This is a genomic window from Nocardia sp. NPDC047648 (genome assembly GCF_040642815.1).
Classification (GTDB): domain Bacteria; phylum Actinomycetota; class Actinomycetes; order Mycobacteriales; family Mycobacteriaceae; genus Nocardia; species Nocardia gamkensis.
Genome location: NZ_JBEYSX010000001.1, coordinates 483,731 through 501,710 on the forward strand (window position 1 = coordinate 483,731; position 17,980 = coordinate 501,710).

Annotated in this window: 18 protein-coding genes; 3 read left to right on the forward strand and 15 right to left on the reverse strand. The window is 69.5% G+C overall.

All coding sequences use genetic code 11. The features are described 5' to 3' along the window. Nucleotides 1-20: 20 nt before the first annotated feature. Entirely contained in the window at nucleotides 21-551 is a 531-nt protein-coding gene (locus ABZ803_RS02205) for a PadR family transcriptional regulator (RefSeq protein ID WP_062972836.1), read from the forward strand. A gap of 16 nt (nucleotides 552-567) precedes the next feature. On the opposite strand, the gene ABZ803_RS02210 is transcribed toward ABZ803_RS02205, so the two are convergent. The 4 genes from ABZ803_RS02210 to ABZ803_RS02225 form a co-directional block, all read right to left on the reverse strand. Then, a complete protein-coding gene (locus tag ABZ803_RS02210) occupies nucleotides 568-1,317 on the reverse strand; it encodes a cobalt-precorrin-6A reductase (RefSeq protein ID WP_357032634.1) in 750 nt (249 codons plus the stop codon). Continuing rightward, nucleotides 1,314-1,931, reverse strand: coding sequence for a hypothetical protein (locus ABZ803_RS02215; protein WP_357031610.1), 618 nt, complete (start codon nucleotides 1,929-1,931; stop codon nucleotides 1,314-1,316). Before ABZ803_RS02215 ends, ABZ803_RS02210 begins: the two co-directional genes overlap by 4 nt. A 78-nt stretch (nucleotides 1,932-2,009) precedes the next feature. Continuing rightward, nucleotides 2,010-3,275, reverse strand: a complete 1,266-nt coding sequence (gene cbiE, locus ABZ803_RS02220) for a precorrin-6y C5,15-methyltransferase (decarboxylating) subunit CbiE (protein WP_357031613.1) — start codon at nucleotides 3,273-3,275, stop codon at nucleotides 2,010-2,012. Beyond that, nucleotides 3,272-4,027 carry an SDR family NAD(P)-dependent oxidoreductase gene (locus ABZ803_RS02225; protein WP_357031616.1) on the reverse strand — a complete coding sequence of 252 codons (756 nt, stop codon included), beginning with the start codon at nucleotides 4,025-4,027 and terminating at the stop codon, nucleotides 3,272-3,274. The genes cbiE and ABZ803_RS02225 overlap by 4 nt, the downstream gene beginning before the upstream one ends. Before the next feature lie 101 nt (nucleotides 4,028-4,128). Between ABZ803_RS02225 and ABZ803_RS02230 the strand changes: the two genes are divergently transcribed. After that, on the forward strand, nucleotides 4,129-4,560 hold the full coding sequence (locus tag ABZ803_RS02230; protein ID WP_357031619.1) for a PPOX class F420-dependent oxidoreductase: 432 nt from the start codon (nucleotides 4,129-4,131) through the stop codon (nucleotides 4,558-4,560). A gap of 36 nt (nucleotides 4,561-4,596) precedes the next feature. Here ABZ803_RS02230 and ABZ803_RS02235 read toward each other — a convergent pair whose 3' ends face one another. Next, nucleotides 4,597-5,724: a Xaa-Pro peptidase family protein gene (locus ABZ803_RS02235; RefSeq protein ID WP_357031622.1), complete on the reverse strand. Its 1,128-nt coding sequence runs from the start codon at nucleotides 5,722-5,724 to the stop codon at nucleotides 4,597-4,599. Between the two features lie 84 nt (nucleotides 5,725-5,808). Here ABZ803_RS02235 and ABZ803_RS02240 point away from each other — a divergent pair, with 84 nt between their 5' ends. Next, entirely contained in the window at nucleotides 5,809-6,774 is a 966-nt protein-coding gene (locus ABZ803_RS02240; RefSeq protein WP_357031625.1) for a 5'-3' exonuclease, read from the forward strand. 425 nt (nucleotides 6,775-7,199) lie between these two features. Here the strand turns inward: ABZ803_RS02240 and ABZ803_RS02245 are convergent, their stop codons facing one another. From ABZ803_RS02245 to prcA, 10 genes are all read right to left on the reverse strand, one after another. Beyond that, nucleotides 7,200-7,901, reverse strand: a complete 702-nt coding sequence (locus tag ABZ803_RS02245; protein WP_357031628.1) for a DUF4333 domain-containing protein — start codon at nucleotides 7,899-7,901, stop codon at nucleotides 7,200-7,202. 163 nt (nucleotides 7,902-8,064) lie between these two features. Then, nucleotides 8,065-10,746 (reverse strand): RNA helicase, encoded by a 2,682-nt coding sequence (locus ABZ803_RS02250; protein ID WP_357032637.1) that lies wholly within the window; start codon nucleotides 10,744-10,746, stop codon nucleotides 8,065-8,067. Between the two features lie 24 nt (nucleotides 10,747-10,770). Continuing rightward, entirely contained in the window at nucleotides 10,771-11,724 is a 954-nt protein-coding gene (gene tatC, locus ABZ803_RS02255) for a twin-arginine translocase subunit TatC (protein WP_357031631.1), read from the reverse strand. Between the two features lie 98 nt (nucleotides 11,725-11,822). Next, a complete protein-coding gene (gene tatA / locus ABZ803_RS02260) occupies nucleotides 11,823-12,080 on the reverse strand; it encodes a Sec-independent protein translocase subunit TatA (protein ID WP_040867171.1) in 258 nt (85 codons plus the stop codon). A gap of 64 nt (nucleotides 12,081-12,144) precedes the next feature. After that, nucleotides 12,145-13,194: a 2-dehydropantoate 2-reductase gene (locus ABZ803_RS02265; RefSeq protein ID WP_357031634.1), complete on the reverse strand. Its 1,050-nt coding sequence runs from the start codon at nucleotides 13,192-13,194 to the stop codon at nucleotides 12,145-12,147. Between the two features lie 22 nt (nucleotides 13,195-13,216). After that, nucleotides 13,217-14,194: a YafY family protein gene (locus tag ABZ803_RS02270; protein ID WP_357031637.1), complete on the reverse strand. Its 978-nt coding sequence runs from the start codon at nucleotides 14,192-14,194 to the stop codon at nucleotides 13,217-13,219. Then, on the reverse strand, nucleotides 14,191-15,186 hold the full coding sequence (locus ABZ803_RS02275; protein WP_357031640.1) for a YafY family protein: 996 nt from the start codon (nucleotides 15,184-15,186) through the stop codon (nucleotides 14,191-14,193). Before ABZ803_RS02275 ends, ABZ803_RS02270 begins: the two co-directional genes overlap by 4 nt. Before the next feature lie 120 nt (nucleotides 15,187-15,306). Further along, nucleotides 15,307-15,603 carry a thiamine-binding protein gene (locus ABZ803_RS02280; protein WP_195067460.1) on the reverse strand — a complete coding sequence of 99 codons (297 nt, stop codon included), beginning with the start codon at nucleotides 15,601-15,603 and terminating at the stop codon, nucleotides 15,307-15,309. Nucleotides 15,604-15,624: 21 nt separating this feature from the next. Further along, on the reverse strand, nucleotides 15,625-16,983 hold the full coding sequence (pafA, locus tag ABZ803_RS02285) for a Pup--protein ligase (protein WP_174186519.1): 1,359 nt from the start codon (nucleotides 16,981-16,983) through the stop codon (nucleotides 15,625-15,627). A 219-nt stretch (nucleotides 16,984-17,202) separates the two neighbouring features. Further along, the gene (gene prcA / locus ABZ803_RS02290; RefSeq protein WP_357031643.1) at nucleotides 17,203-17,979 is read right to left on the reverse strand and encodes a proteasome subunit alpha; all 777 of its coding nucleotides are present in this window, start codon (nucleotides 17,977-17,979) and stop codon (nucleotides 17,203-17,205) included. Nucleotide 17,980: the final 1 nt, after the last annotated feature.

Consider the following 17,980-nt stretch of genomic DNA (forward strand, 5'->3'; position numbering starts at 1 on the left):
GAGAGCGAAGGGAGCAGTCGTTGACCAACACCGCGACCAAGCGCAAACCACTGAACTCGACGGCGGCGTCGTTGCTCGGATTTCTGCACGAAGGGCCCATGTCGGGATGGGATCTGGTGACCCAGGCCCAGGACCGGATCGGCGACTTCTGGACGATCACGCAGAGCCAGGTCTACCGGGAACTCGCCACGATGGACGCGGCGGGACTCGTCGAGAAGGGCGAGACCGGGGCCAGGGAACGCACGCCCTATCGCATCACCGACGCGGGGCGCGAAGCGTTTCTGGAGTGGGTCGCCCGCGATCCCGGCGGGGAGACCATCCGGGTGCCGTTGCTGCTGACGCTCTCCTTCGGTGAGCATCTCGATCGCGGCCGGCTCGACGGCATCGTCGCAGCCAATCGCGAGATCCATCAGGCGCGGCTCACGCGGTATCTCGCCGAAGATCCGGAGGGAAAGCCCACGTTCGCCCGCGCCACACTGGACTTCGGGATCCGCTACGAGCGGGCGGTGCTGGAGTGGTTCGACCATTTGCCGGAGCTGCTCGACAGCTGAGCGGTGCGAGACCGACTCACGAGCGCCGGGTTCGCCTGTCGCGCAACCAATTCAGTGCCTGTTCGGGTGATTCCACGACCGGCGCGCCCTCGGGCAGCGGCGGGCGGTCCACGACGACGACCGGAATTCCGGCCGCGCGAGCGGCGGCGAGTTTGGCTTCGGTCTGCTCGCCGCCGCTGTCCTTGGTGACGAGCACGTCGATCCGGCGCTGGGCGAGCAGCCGCGATTCGTCCTCCACCGCGAAGGGCCCACGGGCGAGGAGCACTTCGTGGCGCGGGGGCATCGCGCCTTCGGGCGGGTCGATGGCACGGATGAGGAACCATTGCCGGACCGATCCCGCGAACGCGTCGACACCCTGCCTGCCGATGGTCAGGAAGACTCGCTCGCCGAGAGCGGCCGCTTCCCTCGCCGCGGCGGGGAGATCGGGTACCCGCACCCACCGGTCCCCCGGTCGCTCCACCCAGCTGGGCCGCCGCAGGTGCACCAGCGGCACACCGGAGGCATGCGCGGCCGCCGCCGCGTTGGCGCTGATGACCGCCGCGAACGGATGGGTGGCGTCGACGATCGCGGCCGTCTCGTCGGCCGCGAGCCAGGCGCGCAGTCCCTCGGCGCCGCCGAAACCGCCGACGCGGACCGCGCCCTCCGGTAGCAAGGGTGCGCGCACACGACCGGCGAGCGAGGAGACGATGTCGAATCCTCGCTCGCCGGAAGCGAGATGGGCCAGCTCCCGCGCTTCCCGGGTGCCGCCCAGAATCAGAACTCTCAGGGCTGGCCGCTGAAGTAGGCGATACCCGCGTTCAGCAGCGACGGCCCGCCCGCGACGGCCAAGCCGATCAGCGCGCCGAGCACCGCGCCCGGCAGGATGCCGACACCGAAGAAGACGATGCCGATGGCGGCGCCGATCAGACCGCCGACCAGAGCGCCGAGCGAGGCGCGCTGCAGTTCGGCGAAGAACCACTCCTGCGCGCCGATGAACTCGGCGGCGACCGGGGCGTTCGCGGTCGGCGCGACCTGCGGGGTCAGCGTCAGCTGCCTGCCCTCGTCGGCGACGGCCGCCGCGATGTTCACCTCTTGGCCCTTGGCCGTCGCGGTGAGCGGAATGCTGGTGACGGTCTCGCCCGCGGAGTTCTTCAGAGTGACCGACCGGTTGTCGGTGTCGACGCTGAACGCGCCGCCGGTCACACTGGTGACGACCGACTTGCCCGCGTCGGCGAGCTGCAACGCGTAGCCGACGCCCTGGTCCGTGCCCGTGACGGTGGGCGCGGCCGCGGCTTGGTCCTGCGCCGCGGGCGGCGTGGGAGCGGCGTAGGAGGTACCGGCGGTGACCCCGGTGGCGGCGACGGCCAGCAATGCGGTAGCGGCGAACTTCTTGTATCTCATCTATCTCCCCAACAGGAATCGGATTTCCGGTCACGACCGGAACTCGGCCCCGACCCTACCGCGAGACCGGTAACGTGTTCACCCCTCTGCGGGGAACGCCGCCGCGGTTTTCACCACCGACCACTGCGTGACGGGAAGCTGCGGGCGCCAAGCGGTGAAAGACCCCAGGGGCTCCCCGCGATAGATCTGGAACTTCCGCAAGACACCGCCCTGGGCACTTGACCAGCTGAGCAGCAGTGATTCCGATTCGGCGGTCACCGCGTTCGCGACGAGCCTGCCGCGTGGGCGCAACTGCGCCCAGCATGTCTCGAGCAGGCCATCCTGAGTCAGGCCCCCACCCACGAAAATAGCGTCGGGAGCAATGATCTCGTTGTCGGCGGCGAGTTCGGCACACACCTCGCCGCGCACCAGGATGTGCGGCACGCCCAGAGCGTCGGCGTTGCCGGAGATCTGCCGCCGTCTGCGCTCGAGCCGTTCGAACGCGACGGCCCGGTTGTCCGGATGCGCCCGGCACCATTCGATGGCGATACTGCCCGACCCGCCGCCCACATCCCAGAGCAGTTCACCGGGTGCGGGCGCCAGCGCCGCCAGTGTCAGCGCACGAATCTCGTGCTTGGTGAGCTGCCCGTCGCCCCCGAACAATTCGTCCGGCAGCCCGGGCAGGCGCGTTGCACGCGGCTGGTCCGGGTCGGACGCGCAAGTGATCGCCACGATATTCAACGGGTCGCCCGGCGGGTGCTCCCACTGCTTCGCGATTCCGGCACGGTGCCGTTCGGCGGAACCGCCCAGTTGCTCGAGGACCGTCAGCTCGGAACCGCCGAAACCGTTCCGGCCGAGCAACTGCGCCAAGCGTTGCGGGGTGTGCTCGTCGGCGCTGAGCACCAGCAGCCGCCTGCGGTCGGCCAACTCGGGCAGCACCGTCGCGAGCGGACGCCCGACCACGCTGACCACCGGCGTTCCGGCCAGCGCCCACCCCAGCCTGGCGCAGGCCAGCGAAGCCGAAGACGGCTGGGGCAGCACCCGGAGCGCCTGCGGGCCCAGCAGCCGGGTCAAGGTGACGCCGATCCCGTAGAACATGGGATCGCCGCTGGCCAGGACGCACAATCGCGCGCCGGAATACCGTTCGAACAGGCCGGGCAGCGCGGGCAGCAGCGGCGACGGCCAGGTCATCCGCCGCGCCGCCACGATGGGTGGCACGAGTGCGAGCTGACGCGCGGAACCGAACAGGAATTCGGCGTCGCCGACCGCCTCCCGCGCGGCGCGACCGAGACCGTCCCAGCCGTCGGCGCCGATGCCGACGACCGCGATCGGCGCACCGGTCCACGACGCGGGCGTGGCGCTCACCGCGGCATCCGACGCCAGATCGGTTGCGGCAGTAGACGCATCGCGAAGAACACCGGTTGCAGGATCCGGGGTACCCAGACCCGGCTCGCGCCGCGGCGCAAACCCGCGACCACCGCGCCGGCGACCTGATCAGCGGTACTGGAGAACGGCGCCGGAGACATCCCCTCGGTCATCCGCCCGATGACGAACCCTGGCCGGACCAGCAGCAACCGAACCCCGCTGCCGTGCAGGGCATCCGCGAGACCGGAAGCGAATCCGTCGAGTCCCGCCTTGGCCGACCCGTAGACGTAGTTGGCACGCCGGACGCGCACGCCCGCGACCGAACCGAACACGACGAGCTGTCCCGCTCCCCGCGCGCGCATCAGGTTCGCCAGTGACGTGAGAACACTCGCCTGGGCGACGAAGTCGGTGTGCAGGATCGCCGCCGCGTGCGCGGGATCCCGCTCGGCGCGTTGCTGATCGCCGAGCACGCCGAAGGCGAGCACCGCGATGCCGATCGGCCCGTGCTCGGCGGCGATCTTCTCCAGCAGCGCCGGATGACTCGCCACGTCGTCGGCGTCGAATTCGACGGCGTGCACTTCGCTCGCGCCCGCCGCGGTGATCTGCGCCCGCTGCGCGTCCAGCTCGCCGCTACGCCGGGCCGCCAGAACCACCGCGCGCCCGGGCGCCAGCCGCCGCGCCACTTCGAGCCCGATCTCGCTGCGACCGCCCAGCAGCAGTACCGTGCCGTCGGCCAATCCACGCGTTCCCATGGGGTCAGTCTTTCATTACCATGGGCGCGGCCCTTCATCGCTCACCTGTCGCGGACCGGGCTGGTGCGGCGCCGGCGCGTACCGGCGGCTACGGTCGGGGGATGCCGACGAGTACTGCTGAGTTGTCGCTCGCCGCCCTCGAGTTCGTCGCCGAACGGCATCTCGCCACGCTGACGACATTGCGGGCGGACGGAACGCCCCATGTCGTGGCGGTGGGGTTCACCTGGGACCAGGACGCCGGGATCGCGCGCGTGATCACCAACGACGGGTCGGTGAAGGTACGCAACGTGCGCCGCTCCGGATACGCGGCGGTCAGTCAGGTCGACGGGATCCGGTGGATCACCTTGGAGGGCCCGGCCACCGTGCTCGACGCCCCGGACGACGTCGCCGAGGCGGTCGAGCGGTACGCGGGCCGCTATCGCGTGCCGCGGGAGAACCCGACCCGTGTGGTGATCGCCATCCAGGTCCGGCGCGTCCTGTCCAGCAGCACGCTCGTCGCACCGGCCGCCGACGGGAACGGCGCAGGCGCCTAGCAGCTTCGCCGCGACAGCTGGGCCTTCAGCCGTCGATCACAGGACCGTGAGGCCGTGCGGCCGCTTGTTCAGGGATTCGCCGCCCTCCTCGGTGACCACCACGATGTCCTCGATGCGCGCGCCCCACTCGCCGCGGAAGTAGATGCCGGGCTCGACGCTGAATGCCATGCCGGGCCGCAGGACGAGGTCGTTGCCCGCGACGATGTAGGGCTCCTCGTGCACCGACAGGCCGATGCCGTGGCCGGTGCGGTGCACGAAAGCGGGCCCGAAACCGGCTTCGGTCAACGGGTTTCGCGCCGCGGCGTCCACCGCGGCCGCGGTGACGCCGGGACGGACGGCCGCCATCGCCGCCGCTTGGGCGCTTTCCAGTTCGGCGTACCGCGCGGCCACCTCCGGATCGGGTTCGCCCAAGACGTAGGTGCGGGTGGAGTCGGAGTAGTAGCCGGGCTCGACCGGGCCACCGATGTCGACGACCACCACGTCCCCGGCCTCGATCCGGCGCTCGGACACGCCGTGATGGGGGTCCGCGCCGTGCGGACCGCTGCCCACGATGACGAACGCCGCCTCGGTATGCCCCTCGGCGAGGATCGCGGCTTCGATATCGCGGCCGACCTCTGCCTCGGTGCGCCCCACCTGCAAGAACTCCCCCATTCGCGCGTGCACCCGGTCGATCGCGGCTCCCGCTCGGCGCAGGGCGTCCACCTCGGCCGGGTCCTTGATCATGCGCAGTTCGCGCAGCACGGGGGTGGCCGATACCGGCAGACCGGTGAACGACTCGGCCAGCGGCAGCAGATGCAGCGCGGGCATCACATCGGCCACGGCCACCCGGGAGCCCACGTGCAGCGCGGACTTCACCAGGCCGTACGGGTTCGTGCCGTCGACCCAGTCCAGCACTTGCAGGCCCAGTTCACCCGCCGCCGAGCCCTCCAGCGACGCCAGCTCCAGTTTCGGGATCACGACCGACGGCGTGGCCCCGTCCGCCGGGATCACCAGGCAGGTCAGCCGCTCGAACGACTCGGCCGCCGAGCCGATCAGATAGCGCAGGTCCGGCCCGGGGGTGATCAGCAAAGCGTCGAGATGGGCGGCCCGCATCAGCTCCACTGCCCGCTCCAGCCGGGCACCGTAGACGTCCGCCGCGAACCTCGATTCCGTATGCGAGCTCATTCGTCCGACGTTACCTGCCGGGCGCGTGGGAGGAACGCCGAACTTCGCCAGGGCGCTGTCGGTGCGGGCGAGTAGCCTCAGCCCGTGACCTCTGCTGCCGGTGGGCCCCTGTTGCTGTTGGACGGCGCCAGTCTGTGGTTCCGCGCGTTCCACGCCATCCCCGACAAGATCACCGCCCCCGACGGGCGGTCGGTGAACGCGTTGCGCGGTTTCACCGACATGGTGGCGTCGCTGATCACCAAGTTCGCACCGAGCAGGCTGGTGGTGTGCCTGGATCTGGACTGGCGCCCGGCGTACCGGGTCGAGCTGGTGCCGTCCTACAAGGCACACCGGTTGGATACCTCACCGGATGCCGCACCCGGCGCCGAAACCGTTCCGGACACGCTCACCCCGCAGGTGGACATGATCCTGGAGGTGCTCGCGGCGGCGGGCATCGCGACCGGCGGCGCGGAGGGCTTGGAGGCCGACGACGTGTTGGGCACCTTGGCCACCCGGGAGCGCGCCGACGAGGTGATCGTGGTCAGCGGCGACCGCGACCTGTTGCAACTGGTACGAGACGAGCCGACGCCCCAGGTGCGGGTGCTCTACGCCGGACGGGGGCTGGTCAAGGCGGAACTCTTCGGCCCGGCCGAGGTATCGGCGAAGTACGGCGTACCGCTGCGGAACGCGGGCCCGGCCTATGCCGACATGGCCACGCTGCGCGGCGACGCCTCCGACGGCCTGCCGGGGGTGGCGGGCATCGGCGAGAAATCCGCCTCCACGCTGATCTCCCGTTTCGGTTCCCTGGAAGCACTGGTCGCGGCCGTCGATGACCCGGATGCCGACCTGTCCCAAAGCGTGCGCGCCCGGTTGCGCGCCGCCGAGGACTACCTGAAGGCCGCCGCGCCGGTGGTGCGAGTGGTATGCGACGCCGAGGTCACCCTGTCCCGCAGCGACGCTCTCCCCGCCGAACCCGCCGACCCGGACCGTCTGCGCGCTTTGGCCACCGCCTACAACGCCGAGAGCCCGGTCACGCGCTTGATCACCGCCCTCGCGGCCCGCTCCAGCTGAAATCCTGGAGACGCGGAAGCCCCGCCGCATTACGCACGACAACTCCGGCCCGACCGAGCGAAGCCCTGAGCAGCGCCATTCGCGGCTCAGCCCAGGGTCCGAGGGGCGGCTACCTCCGGCGCATCACACCGGCTCAACTACAGGTTTCGAGCGAAGCGAGACCGAGCATCCGCGGTTCGCGGCCCGGCTCACGTCTGAGTGGCCGCTGCGTAGGCGGCGAAGGAGCAAGCGACGGTCGCTCGGACGCGAGCCGAGAACGGGCCGCGAACACTCAGTACCGCAGGCGCTGCAAAACCCAACACAGCCCGACTCACAACCGAGTGGCCGCCGCGTACCCGACGAAGGAGCAAGCGGCGGTCGCTCGGACGCGAACCACCGGAGGGTCAGCGAACACCCAGCGCCGCAAGCGCTGGAAAACCGACACCCTAGCTGGGGCGACCGACCTCATAGGTGCCGTCGTCCTTGGTGATCTTGATGTTCACCTTCTTGGCCTCGCCGCTGACCTTCACGCTGCATTCGAAGGTAGCGTCGACCTTGACTTCCTGTCCGGAGGGGCAGGAGACGTCGCTGATGTCCTGGATGCCGTAGGAGTCCGACAGCACCTTCTTCACGCCGTCCTGCACCGCGGCCTGGTCCAGTTGATCCTTGGCGGTCAGCACGAGCACGAGCGCGACGATCGCGCCGACCACCGCGACGCCGAGCAGCGACAGACCGATGATCAGGCCTTTACCCTTGCCGCCCTGCTGCGGCGGCTGCTGGCCGGGAGCGCCCCACTGCGGCTGGGGCTGCTGCGCCTGCCCCCACTGCGGCTGCTGCCCCTGCTGGCCCCAGTCCTGCTGCGGCTGGCCCCATTGCGGCTGGCCCTGGGCGGGCTGCTGACCCCACTGCGGCTGCTGGGGCTGCTGGGGCTGCTGGCCCCACTGTTGCTGCTGCGGCTGGCCCCACTGCTGCTGCGGTTGCTGCTGCTCACCCCAGTGCTGGGTCGGCTGGGCGGAGGCCGGGGTCTGCGGCTGACCACCCCACTGCTGTGTGGGACCGGCTCCGCCCGGCGCCTGCTGTCCACTCCACTGCTGGGTGGGATCGTTGCGTCCCTCCCCGGGGTCGTTCGGTCCGTACGGGCCGCTCATCTGCTTGCCTCCACTCGCATCGTTGTACACACGGTAGCCCCCCGCGTGGGCCTCGTCGCATGACACGACTATTCCGCCACGGTCGGTACGCGAAAGAAATCAAATCACAATCGAATCCGCCGTGTTGTTATTGCCGCCGCCGCGCGCCCGACGCTCACGCCGCTCAGGCGGCGTCCACCGCCACGACGCCCCGGCGGATCGCCCGCACCGCCTTGGCCGCGGTGGCCGCGACCTCGGGATCGTCGGCGGTGCTGTGGATCTGGTCGAGCAGATCGATCACCTGCCTGCACCAGCGCACGAAATCACCGGCCGACAGCGGGGCGCCCTGGTCACCGCTGGCGAGCAACGATTCCGCCAATCCATCGCCCCGCGCCCATTTGTAGACGCCGTCGACGAAACCCAGATCGGGCTCCCTGGTCGGGGGCAGCTTGTGCCGCGCCTCGTCGGATCGCAGTTCGGACCAGACCCCGATGGTCGCGCCGACCGCCCGCCGGATCGGCGCCGTCGGACCGCTCGCGCCGAGATAACCACCCTCCTGGCGGGATTCGTAAACCAGGACCGACACAACGCCGGCGAGTTCGGCCGGGCCGAGGCCGCGCCACAGCCCCTTCCTGAGGCATTCGGCCACCAGCAGGTCGCTTTCGGCGTAGAGGCGAGCCAGCCTGCGTCCGTCCGGAGTCACCTCGCTCTCCTGCACGAATCCGCGTTCCTCCAGCAGGCCGAGGATGCGATCGAAGGTGCGCGCCAGCGAATTGGTGGTCGCGGCAACCTTCTGGCGCATCGCCTCCGTCTCGCGCAGCAGCCGGTTGTAGCGCTCACCCACCCGAGCCAGTTGCTCGCGATCGGGCCGCGAGTGGGCCGGATGCGCGCGCAGGCTGCGGCGCAGCGTGGCCAGTTCCCGGTCGTCGCCAGCGGCGGACTGCCTGCCGCGCCGCGGCCTGCCCGGCACCGAGATCCCCGTGCTGCGCAGCGCGGAGGCCAGATCGCGGCGGATGCGCGCGGTCCGGTGATCCACCCGGCGCGGCAGCCGCATGTGCCCGAGTGCCTCGGCGGGCACCGGGAAGTCGGCGACCGACACCCGGCCTGCCCACTTGTCCTCGGTGAGCACCAGCGGCCGCGGATCGCCGGGGGTCGCGTCCGGCTCCAGGATCACCGCGAGCCCGGCGCGGCGGCCGGAGGGAATCGCCACCACGTCGCCACGCCGCAGCGCGCCGAGCGCGTCCACCGCGGCACCTCGCCGGTCGGCGCGGCTCTGCTGGGTCAGCTGCCGCTCGCGCTGCTTGATCCGGTCGCGCAGCGACAGGTACTCCAGGAACCCGCCTTCCGCGCCGCCGATCTGGTCGCGCAGCTTGCGCAGCGCCGACTCGTTGCGCTCGATGCCGCGCACCAGCCCGACCACCGACCGGTCCGCCTGGAACTGGGCGAACGACCGCTCCAGCAGGGCGCGCGATTCGTCGGCGCCCATCCGGTCGATGAGGTTGATCGACATGTTGTAGCCCGGCCGGAACGAACTGCGCAGGGGGTAGGTGCGCGTCGAGGCGAGACCGGCGACCGCGCTGGTGTCCACCTCGGGCTGCCACAGCACCACCGCGTGGCCTTCGACGTCGATGCCGCGCCGCCCCGCGCGCCCGGTCAGCTGGGTGTACTCGCCGGGCGTGAGCTCGGCGTGCGATTCGCCGTTGAACTTGACCAGCCGCTCCAACACTACGGTGCGCGCGGGCATGTTGATGCCGAGGGCCAGCGTTTCGGTGGCGAAGACGGCACGCACCAGCCCGTTGACGAACAGTTCCTCGACGGTGTGCCGGAACGCGGGCAGCATCCCGGCGTGATGCGCGGCCAGGCCGCGGTGCAGCGCCTCGCGCCACTCCCAGTAACCGAGCACCTCGAGATCGGTCTTGGGCAGATCGCCGGTGTGCTTGTCGATGATCGCGTCGACCTCGTCGCGCTCCTCCGGACGGCTCAGGTCGAGCCGCGAACGCAGGCACTGCGCGAGCGCGCCGTCGCAACCCGCACGGCTGAAGATGAACGTGATCGCGGGCAGCAGGCCCTCTTCGTCCAGTTTGGCGAGCACCTCCGGCCGCGGCAGCGGACGGAAATCCCGGCGCGGGCCGCCGCGGCCGTTGCGCTGGGGGCCCCAACTGTTCATCCGGTCGGCGGCCTCGCGGTGGCGGATGAACCGCACCAGATCTTCGTCGACGAGCACCTTCTGTTCGGTGGATTTGGTGTCGAACAGGTCGAACATCCGCCGCCCCACCATGACGTGCTGCCACAGCGGCACGGGCCTGGTCTCGTCGACCACCACCGCGGTGTCGCCGCGCACGGTTTCCATCCAGGCGCCGAACTCCTCGGCATTGCTCACCGTGGCCGAAAGGCTGACCAGCCGCACGTCCGGAGGCAGGTGCAGGATGACCTCTTCCCACACGGCGCCGCGGAACCGGTCGGCGAGGTAGTGCACCTCGTCCATCACGACGTAGGACAGTCCGCGCAGCGCGTCCGAGGAGGCGTAGAGCATGTTGCGCAGCACCTCGGTGGTCATCACGACCACCGGAGCGCCCGGGTTGATCGATTGGTCGCCGGTCAGCAGTCCGACGCTGTCACGGCCGTAGCGCTCGGTGAGGTCGGCGAACTTCTGGTTCGACAGCGCCTTGATGGGCGTCGTGTAGAAGCACTTGCCACCGGCCGCCAGCGCCAAGTGGACGGCGAACTCGCCCACAACCGTCTTGCCCGCGCCCGTCGGCGCGCAGACCAAGACGCTGTGGCCTTCCTCGAGCGCCGCACAGGCAGCACGCTGAAAGGGATCCAGCCGGAACTTCAGCTCGGCGGAAAATACGGCCAACTCGCCCATCTGCGACCGGTCATCTGTCACTCGTCAGAGCGTATCGGAGTAGTCCGACACCGGTCGTGTGGATTTCTCCGCGGGGGTGGTGAGCGACTCGGCCGGATCGATCGGCTCCGGGGCGCCCAGATCGGAAGCCTCCTCGTCGGACAACGCACCAAGGCCCTCGCGATCCTTGCGCGCCCGGCGGCGATCGTTGATCCGGGAGAACTGGATCGCCACTTCGAACAACACCGTCAGGGCCAACGCCAGCGCCAGCATCGAGAAGGGATCCTGCGGCGTCACGATCGCCGCGAACACGAACAAGCCGAAAGTGATCCCGCGCCGCCACGCCTTGAGCCGCTGATAGGTCAGCACTCCCACCAGGTTCAACCCGACGATCAGCAACGGCGTCTCGAAACTGACCCCGAAGATGATCAGCAACTGCAGGATGAAACTGAAATACTGCGACCCGCTCAGCGCCGTGATCTGCACGTTGTCGCCGATGGTCAGCAGGAAGCTCAACGCGTGCGCGATCACCACATAGGCCAGCACCGCCCCCGCGGCGAACAAGACCGTGCCCGAGGAAACGAACCCGATCGCGTATTTGCGTTCCTTGGCATACAGCCCCGGGGTGATGAACGCCCACAGCTGGTACAGCCAGATCGGCGCCGCCAGCACGACGCCCGCGGTCATGCCGACCTTCAATCGCAACGTGAACTGCTCGAACGGCGCGGTCGCCAGCAGACGGCACTCCCCGTCCTGGCTCAACGTCGCGCGCGCCGAGGCGGGCAGCGAACAGTACGGCCCGCGCAGGATCTCACCCAGGCTCTCGACCCCCAGGAACCCGTGCCCGTACCACAGGAAACCCAGTACCGTCGTCGCGATCACCGCCGCGATCGACACCAGCAACCGGTAACGCAGCTCTTGCAGATGCTCGACCAACGACATCGTGCCGTCGGGATTCATCCTGCGCTTGCTACGCCGCGGATCGAACGGGATTCGCATGGTTGGTGATCGCCCCTGGGTTCACGTGCCTCGCTCAGCTCGGCAACAGCACTGAGTCCGGAGTGAGCTGTTCCTCACTCCGGCGCGAGCGGATCCGCTCAGACCGACTTCGGCTCGGTACGGGGCTCGGTGGCCTGCGGCGACTGCTGCGCGGCGGGCAGCTGCGGTGCGGGCTGCTGAGCCGGCGCGCCACCGTCGGACGCGTTGCTCTCGTGCTGCATCTGACTGACCTCGCTCTTGAAGATGCGCAACGACCGGCCCAGGCTGCGGGCCGCGTCGGGCATCCGCTTCGCGCCGAAGAACATCACGAAAACCACCGCAATGATCAGCCAGTGCCAGATGCTCAGACTGCCCATGATCTACCTCCCAAGACTGTGATGCCTCGATGCTACCGGACCGTGACGTGCGCGAACGCTGCCGTCACTGCTCGTTCGCCCCGCGTCCGGGCACGGCGCCCGCCGCGGCGGCCCGCAACTGGCCGAGCAATTCCCGGCCGGTCCACGCGCGCCCGCCGCCCTGTTCGGCGGCGACGATCAATTCGATCAGCCGCTGATTCACCGGTGTCGGCATTCCGACCATCGCGCCCAATCCCACGATTTCTCCGCACAGCCAGGAGATTTCGGTCTTACGGCCCAGTTCCAGGTCGTCCGCCATGGACGAACGCGCCATCGGATCGATGGCGAGCACCTGTCCGGCCACCCGCTGGAACAGGCCGTCGGGGACGGTCAGCAGCGTGGCCATCACCCGGGGCGGCAGCGGCGTCAGCCGGGCGGGGCGAATTCGCGCCTTGTTCATCACCGCGAGCGCTTCGCGCTGGGTCAGCGCGAGACAGCGACGGTAGTCCCGCTCGGCGAGTTCCTCCCGCAGCGGGCGCCCCGACAGCGCGTTGATCGGGTTGTTGAGATTGAGCAGGAGCTTCGCCCACTGCACCGGGCGCAGGTCGGCATACCGCCGCAGGCCGAGTCCCGCCCGCTCGAACACGTCCAGGTACGGCGCCAGCGCCGGGTCGTCCTGCACCGCGAGCCCGCCCTCGGTGCCGCGATGGAAACGGCCGCCCGGATGGTGCACGACATTGAACATCACCATGCCCGCCAGCACCACGCAATGCGGCAGGATCTCGCGGATCACCGAGTCGTTGCCGATACCGTTCTGCAGGCTGAGCACCACGGTGCCCGGCCTGATCTTGCCCGCGAGATCGCGCACCGCCGCCGCTGTCGCCGCCGATTTCACCGTGACCAGCACCAGATCGGCCGATCCGACGTCATCCGGTTCGGTGGCGCGGTGGAATCGGTCCGCGGGCAACGCCTCGTCACCGCCGTCGAGGTCGGTGAGCCGGAGCCCGGACGAGCCGAGTTCGTCGAGCACCCGTCTGCGGCCGACCAGGGTGACCTCCGCGCCCGCCACGCCGAGTTTGCCGCCGACGAAGTTGCCGATGCTGCCCGCGCCTACCACCAGCACACGACTGTTCATGCCGGTAGGGCCTCTTCGTCTCTCATCGAGCCCCCAGGAATCCGGCTTCCTCGTAGGCGGCCAGCGCGGCGTTGGACCGCTCGCGCACCGCCGCGACCAGCTCCGGTGGCCCGAGGACGGTGACGCCCGCACCGAAACCGAGCAGCAGGCGGGCCATCCAGTCCAGCGTGGCGAACCGCATGGTCGCCTCCAAGCTGCCGTCGGGATGCACCGCCAGCCGGTGCATCGGGTACTGATCGAGAACCCAGGCGTAGTCGGCATGGATTCGTAAATGCGCCAAGGGCACCGCCGGATCGTCCTGGAACAGGTCCAGGCCCGCCGTCGCCTCGGTGGCATGCTTCGGCGGCCGGGCGAGTTCGTCCAACTCGGTCGCGGCCTCGATCCGGTCGAAGCGGAACAGCCGCACTCCCTCGGCCTGCCTGCACCAGGCTTGCAGGTAGCTGTTGTCGTCCACGAGAACGATACGAATCGGGTCGACGATGCGTTCGGACACCACGTCGCGGCTGGCGGAGTAGTACACCAGCCGCAGCGCCCGGCCGAGCGCCAGCGCCGAGCGCACGGCCGCCACCGTGGGCGCCTCCTGCGGCGGCGTCGGGAATCGCCCGTCGGCGTCGGTGGACGCGCCGCCCGCGATCGCCGATTCGATCTTCGCGATGGCCGCGTGCGCCGCGGTGGGGTCCACCATGCCTGGCATGTCGACGATCGAGCGCAGCGCGACCAGCAGCGCGGTCGCTTCGGTGGAGGTCAGCCGCAACGGCCGGTCGATACCCGCGGAGAAGGTGACCTCGATGCTCTCCTCGGAGAACGACAGATCGATCAGGTCACCCGGACCGTAGCCGGGCAGCCCGCACATCCAGAGCTGGTTGAGGTCGCTCATCAGTTGCTTGGTGGTGACGCCCAGGTCGGCGGCGGCCTCGGCGGCGCTGATGCCGGGGTGGGCGATGAAGTACGGGATCATGTTCAGCAGCCGGGAAAGCCGCACCGAGAGCCGCGAGCTCATGCCCGCACCTCCGTCCGGTCGAACACCGAACGCAACCGCGCGATGACATCGGCGCGCAGCGACTCGGGAGCCAGCACCACCGCGTCCGGGCCGAGGCCGGTGATGAGCCGGGCCAGCCAGTCGCGCGATTGCACCGGCAGCTCCACCACCGAACCCGCGCGACCGCCCACGGTGCGCTCGCCGACGACCTGCCCGATCCTGCGCAGCTCACGTCCCCGGCCCTCGGCCACCCATACCGTGGCCGACCCGCTGACCGGCGAGGTGCTGGTGACCTGGTCGACGATGGCACGCAGATCCACGCCCGCGGGCTTGCGGACCACATTGCGCGCACCGTACGCGGTCACCTCGTCGCCGATGCGCGACAGCCGGAAGCTGCGCACCGCGTCCCGGTCACGGTCGTGCCCCACCAAGTACCAGCGGCCGCGATGGGTGACGACCCCCCAGGGCTCCACGTCGCGCATCAGATAGGGGGCGTTGATCGCGCCGCGGTGCTCGAACCGCACCGCCTGACCGGCATCGATCGCGGCCAAAAGCTTCCCGAGCACAGGTTCCGAGCCACGGGTGCGAGCGGGAACGGCGGGCACCGAGGCCACCGCGACGTCGGTCTCCACGTGAATGCCCGCGGCGCGCAGCTTGAGCAGTGCGCCCTCCGCGGCGGCGGCCAGCTCGGGCGATTCCCACATCTGCACGGCCACCGCGACCGCGGCGGCTTCCTGGTCGGTCAGGTCGATGTCGGGTAGCTCGTAGGCGTCGCGGTTGATCCGGTAGCCCTCGATCGTCGAGTACCGGCTCACCGGGCCGACTTCCAGCGGAATGCCCAGATCGCGCAGTTCGTTCTTGTCCCGCTCGAACATCCGGCTGAACGCTTCGTCACTGGCGGAGTCCTCATATCCGGCCACACTGTCCCGGATCCGCTCAGCGGTCAGGAACTGCCGGGTCGACAGCAGCGCGATGACCAGATTCATCAGCCGCTCGACCTTGGATATCGCCACCCGATAGAGGGTAATCTGCGCACCCGCGCCACCGCGCGGCGGCGCGCGATTCGGCGTGGTTTCGGCCGCGACGTCGACAATTCGCAGCGCCAGGGACAGGGGGCCCGGGCGAAACCGCTGTCAGCCCTCGGCCAGGTATCGCTCGACCTTCTCCACCTTTGCGGTGATCGCATCGGTCACGCCGGGCCGGATGTCGGCCTTCAGCACCAGGCTGCACCGTGGCGCTACGGCCAGGATGGCATCGGTCGCCTGTTTCACCACGGCCATCACCTCGTCCCACTCGCCCTCGACGGTGGTGAACATGGCATCGGTGTGGTTGGGCAGTCCGCTGGCGCGCACCACGCGGACCGCTTCGGCGACCGCGCGCCCGACGTCCACGCCGGTCCCGAGCGGTGTGACGGAGAAGGCGATGATCATGCCTCGATCATGCCCGCCCGGTCACATGGACGCGATCAGGCGATCGACGCGCTCGTCCACCGAGCGGAACGGGTCCTTGCACAGCACGGTGCGCTGCGCCTGGTCGTTCAGCTTGAGGTGCACCCAGTCGACGGTGAAGTCGCGGCCCGCCTCCTGCGCGGCGGTGATGAAGTCACCGCGCAATTTGGCCCTGGTGGTCTGCGGCGGAGTGTCCACCGCCGCGTCCACGGCCTCGTCCTCGGTGACGCGCTTGGCCAGACCCTTGCGCTGCAGCAGGTCGAAGACGCCGCGCCCGCGCTTGATGTCGTGGTAGGCCAGATCCAGCTGGGCGATCTTGGGATCGGACAGCTCCATGCCGTACCGGTCCTGGTAGCGCTGGAACAGCTTGCGCTTGATCACCCAATCGATCTCGGTGTCCACCTTCGCGAAGTCCTGCGCCTCGACCGCGTCCAGGGTGCGGCCCCACAGGTCGACCACCTGGTCGATCTGGGGATCGCGGTCCCGATTGCGCAGATGCTCCACGGCGCGGGCGTAGTACTCGCGCTGGATGTCCAAGGCGCTGGCCTGCCGTCCACCGGCCAGGCGCACCGGACGGCGACCGGTCAGGTCGTGGCTGACCTCGCGGATCGCACGAATCGGGTTGTCCAGGGCGAAGTCGCGGAACGAGACGCCCGCCTCGATCATCTCCAGCACCAGGGCGGCCGTGCCGACCTTGAGCATGGTGGTGGTCTCGGACATGTTGGAGTCGCCCACGATCACGTGCAGGCGGCGGTACTTCTCCGCGTCGGCATGCGGCTCGTCGCGGGTGTTGATGATCGGCCGCGAGCGGGTGGTCGCCGAGGAGACTCCCTCCCAGATGTGCTCGGCGCGCTGCGACAGGCAGAACGTGGCCGCCTTCGGCGTCTGCAGCACCTTGCCCGCGCCGCAGATCAGCTGGCGGGTGACCAGGAACGGCAGCAGCACGTCCGAGATCCGGGAGAACTCGCCCGCGCGAACCACCAGGAAGTTCTCGTGGCAGCCGTAGGAGTTGCCCGCGGAGTCGGTGTTGTTCTTGAACAAGTAGATGTCGCCGCCGATGCCTTCTTCGGCCAGACGCTGCTCGGCGTCGATCAGCAACTCTTCGAGGACCCGCTCGCCCGCACGGTCGTGGGTCACCAGTTGCGCCAGGTTGTCGCACTCCGCGGTCGCGTACTCCGGATGGGACCCGACATCGAGGTAGAGCCGAGCACCGTTGCGGAGGAACACGTTCGAGCTACGGCCCCAGGACACCACCCGGCGGAACAGATACCGGGCCACCTCGTCGGGGGACAGTCGACGGTGACCGTGGAAGGTGCATGTCACACCGAACTCGGTCTCGATCCCCATAATTCGTCGCTGCACACCATCGACATTACAGCCATGTGCGGGACTTGCGGGGTGCACCGAACAACCCGTATGCATACGTCTTCACAACGATTTGGCCCGCTTTGTCGGAATTTGCCCGGACGAAACGCCGCTTCGACCGAAGGATGCCCTCCTCGACACCGGCTGCGGACATGCCGACGCGGCCCGCGAACGAGGTGTCGTTCGCGGGCCGCCGAGCTCGTCGGCCCGGGCGGATCACTCCGCCGGCGGGGTGTCCTTCGCCGGGGGCTCCGCTTCCTTCTCGGACGTATCGGTCGCCTCCGCCGGGCTGAGCAGCCGCTCCAGGGCGGCATCCGCGACCCGCCGGAACGCCCGGCGCGGACGCGCCTGCTCCAGGGTCGCGACCTCGAGCGTGTTCACGCCCAGGACCCGCTTCTCCTTCTCCGTGCCCTCCGGCACGCCCGCCTGCAGCGCGCGCACCGCGACGCCGACCGCGGAGGCCAGGTCCAGATTCGGCTGGTAGGACGACTTCAAGGCGGTGACGATCGGCTCGGTCGTGCCGCCCATCACCACGAACTCCCGCTCGTCCACGATCGACCCGTCGAACGTGATCCGGTACAGCACCGACTGCGGCGCCTGCTCCGGATAACCCACCTCCGCCACACAGATCTCCACCTCGTAAGGCTTGAGCTGATCGGTGAAGATGGATCCGAGGGCCTGCGCGTAGGCGTTGGCCAGCGCACGACCGGTGACATCGCGGCGATCGTACTGATACCCGCGGATGTCGGCCTGCAGGATGCCGCCCCTGCGCAGATTCTCGAACTCGTTGTACTTGCCGACCGCGGCGAACCCGATGCGGTCGTACAGCTCACTCACCTTGTGCAGCGTCGTGGATGGATTCTCCGCGACGAACAGCACACCCTTCTCGTACGTCAGCACCACGACGCTGCGCCCCCGACCGATGCCCTTGCGGGCCAGTTCGGTCTTGTCGCGCATGATCTGCTCGGCCGACGCGTAGTACGGCAACGTCATG

What these genes read in the sequence shown, in the direction of transcription:
- ABZ803_RS02225 (WP_357031616.1), bottom strand. Translation starts at nt 4,027, where the DNA reads ATGGGAACGCGTGGATTGGCCGACGGCACGGTACTGCTGCTGGGCGGT.
- ABZ803_RS02235 (WP_357031622.1), bottom strand. Translation starts at nt 5,724, where the DNA reads ATGAGCTCGCATACGGAATCGAGGTTCGCGGCGGACGTCTACGGTGCC.
- ABZ803_RS02280 (WP_195067460.1), bottom strand. Translation starts at nt 15,603, where the DNA reads ATGATCATCGCCTTCTCCGTCACACCGCTCGGGACCGGCGTGGACGTC.
- tatA (WP_040867171.1), bottom strand. Translation starts at nt 12,080, where the DNA reads ATGGGCAGTCTGAGCATCTGGCACTGGCTGATCATTGCGGTGGTTTTC.
- ABZ803_RS02215 (WP_357031610.1), bottom strand. Translation starts at nt 1,931, where the DNA reads ATGAGATACAAGAAGTTCGCCGCTACCGCATTGCTGGCCGTCGCCGCC.
- prcA (WP_357031643.1), bottom strand. Translation starts at nt 17,979, where the DNA reads ATGACGTTGCCGTACTACGCGTCGGCCGAGCAGATCATGCGCGACAAG.
- ABZ803_RS02250 (WP_357032637.1), bottom strand. Translation starts at nt 10,746, where the DNA reads ATGGGCGAGTTGGCCGTATTTTCCGCCGAGCTGAAGTTCCGGCTGGAT.
- tatC (WP_357031631.1), bottom strand. Translation starts at nt 11,724, where the DNA reads ATGCGAATCCCGTTCGATCCGCGGCGTAGCAAGCGCAGGATGAATCCC.
- ABZ803_RS02265 (WP_357031634.1), bottom strand. Translation starts at nt 13,194, where the DNA reads ATGAACAGTCGTGTGCTGGTGGTAGGCGCGGGCAGCATCGGCAACTTC.
- ABZ803_RS02245 (WP_357031628.1), bottom strand. Translation starts at nt 7,901, where the DNA reads ATGAGCGGCCCGTACGGACCGAACGACCCCGGGGAGGGACGCAACGAT.
- ABZ803_RS02230 (WP_357031619.1), top strand. Translation starts at nt 4,129, where the DNA reads ATGCCGACGAGTACTGCTGAGTTGTCGCTCGCCGCCCTCGAGTTCGTC.
- ABZ803_RS02270 (WP_357031637.1), bottom strand. Translation starts at nt 14,194, where the DNA reads ATGAGCTCGCGGCTCTCGGTGCGGCTTTCCCGGCTGCTGAACATGATC.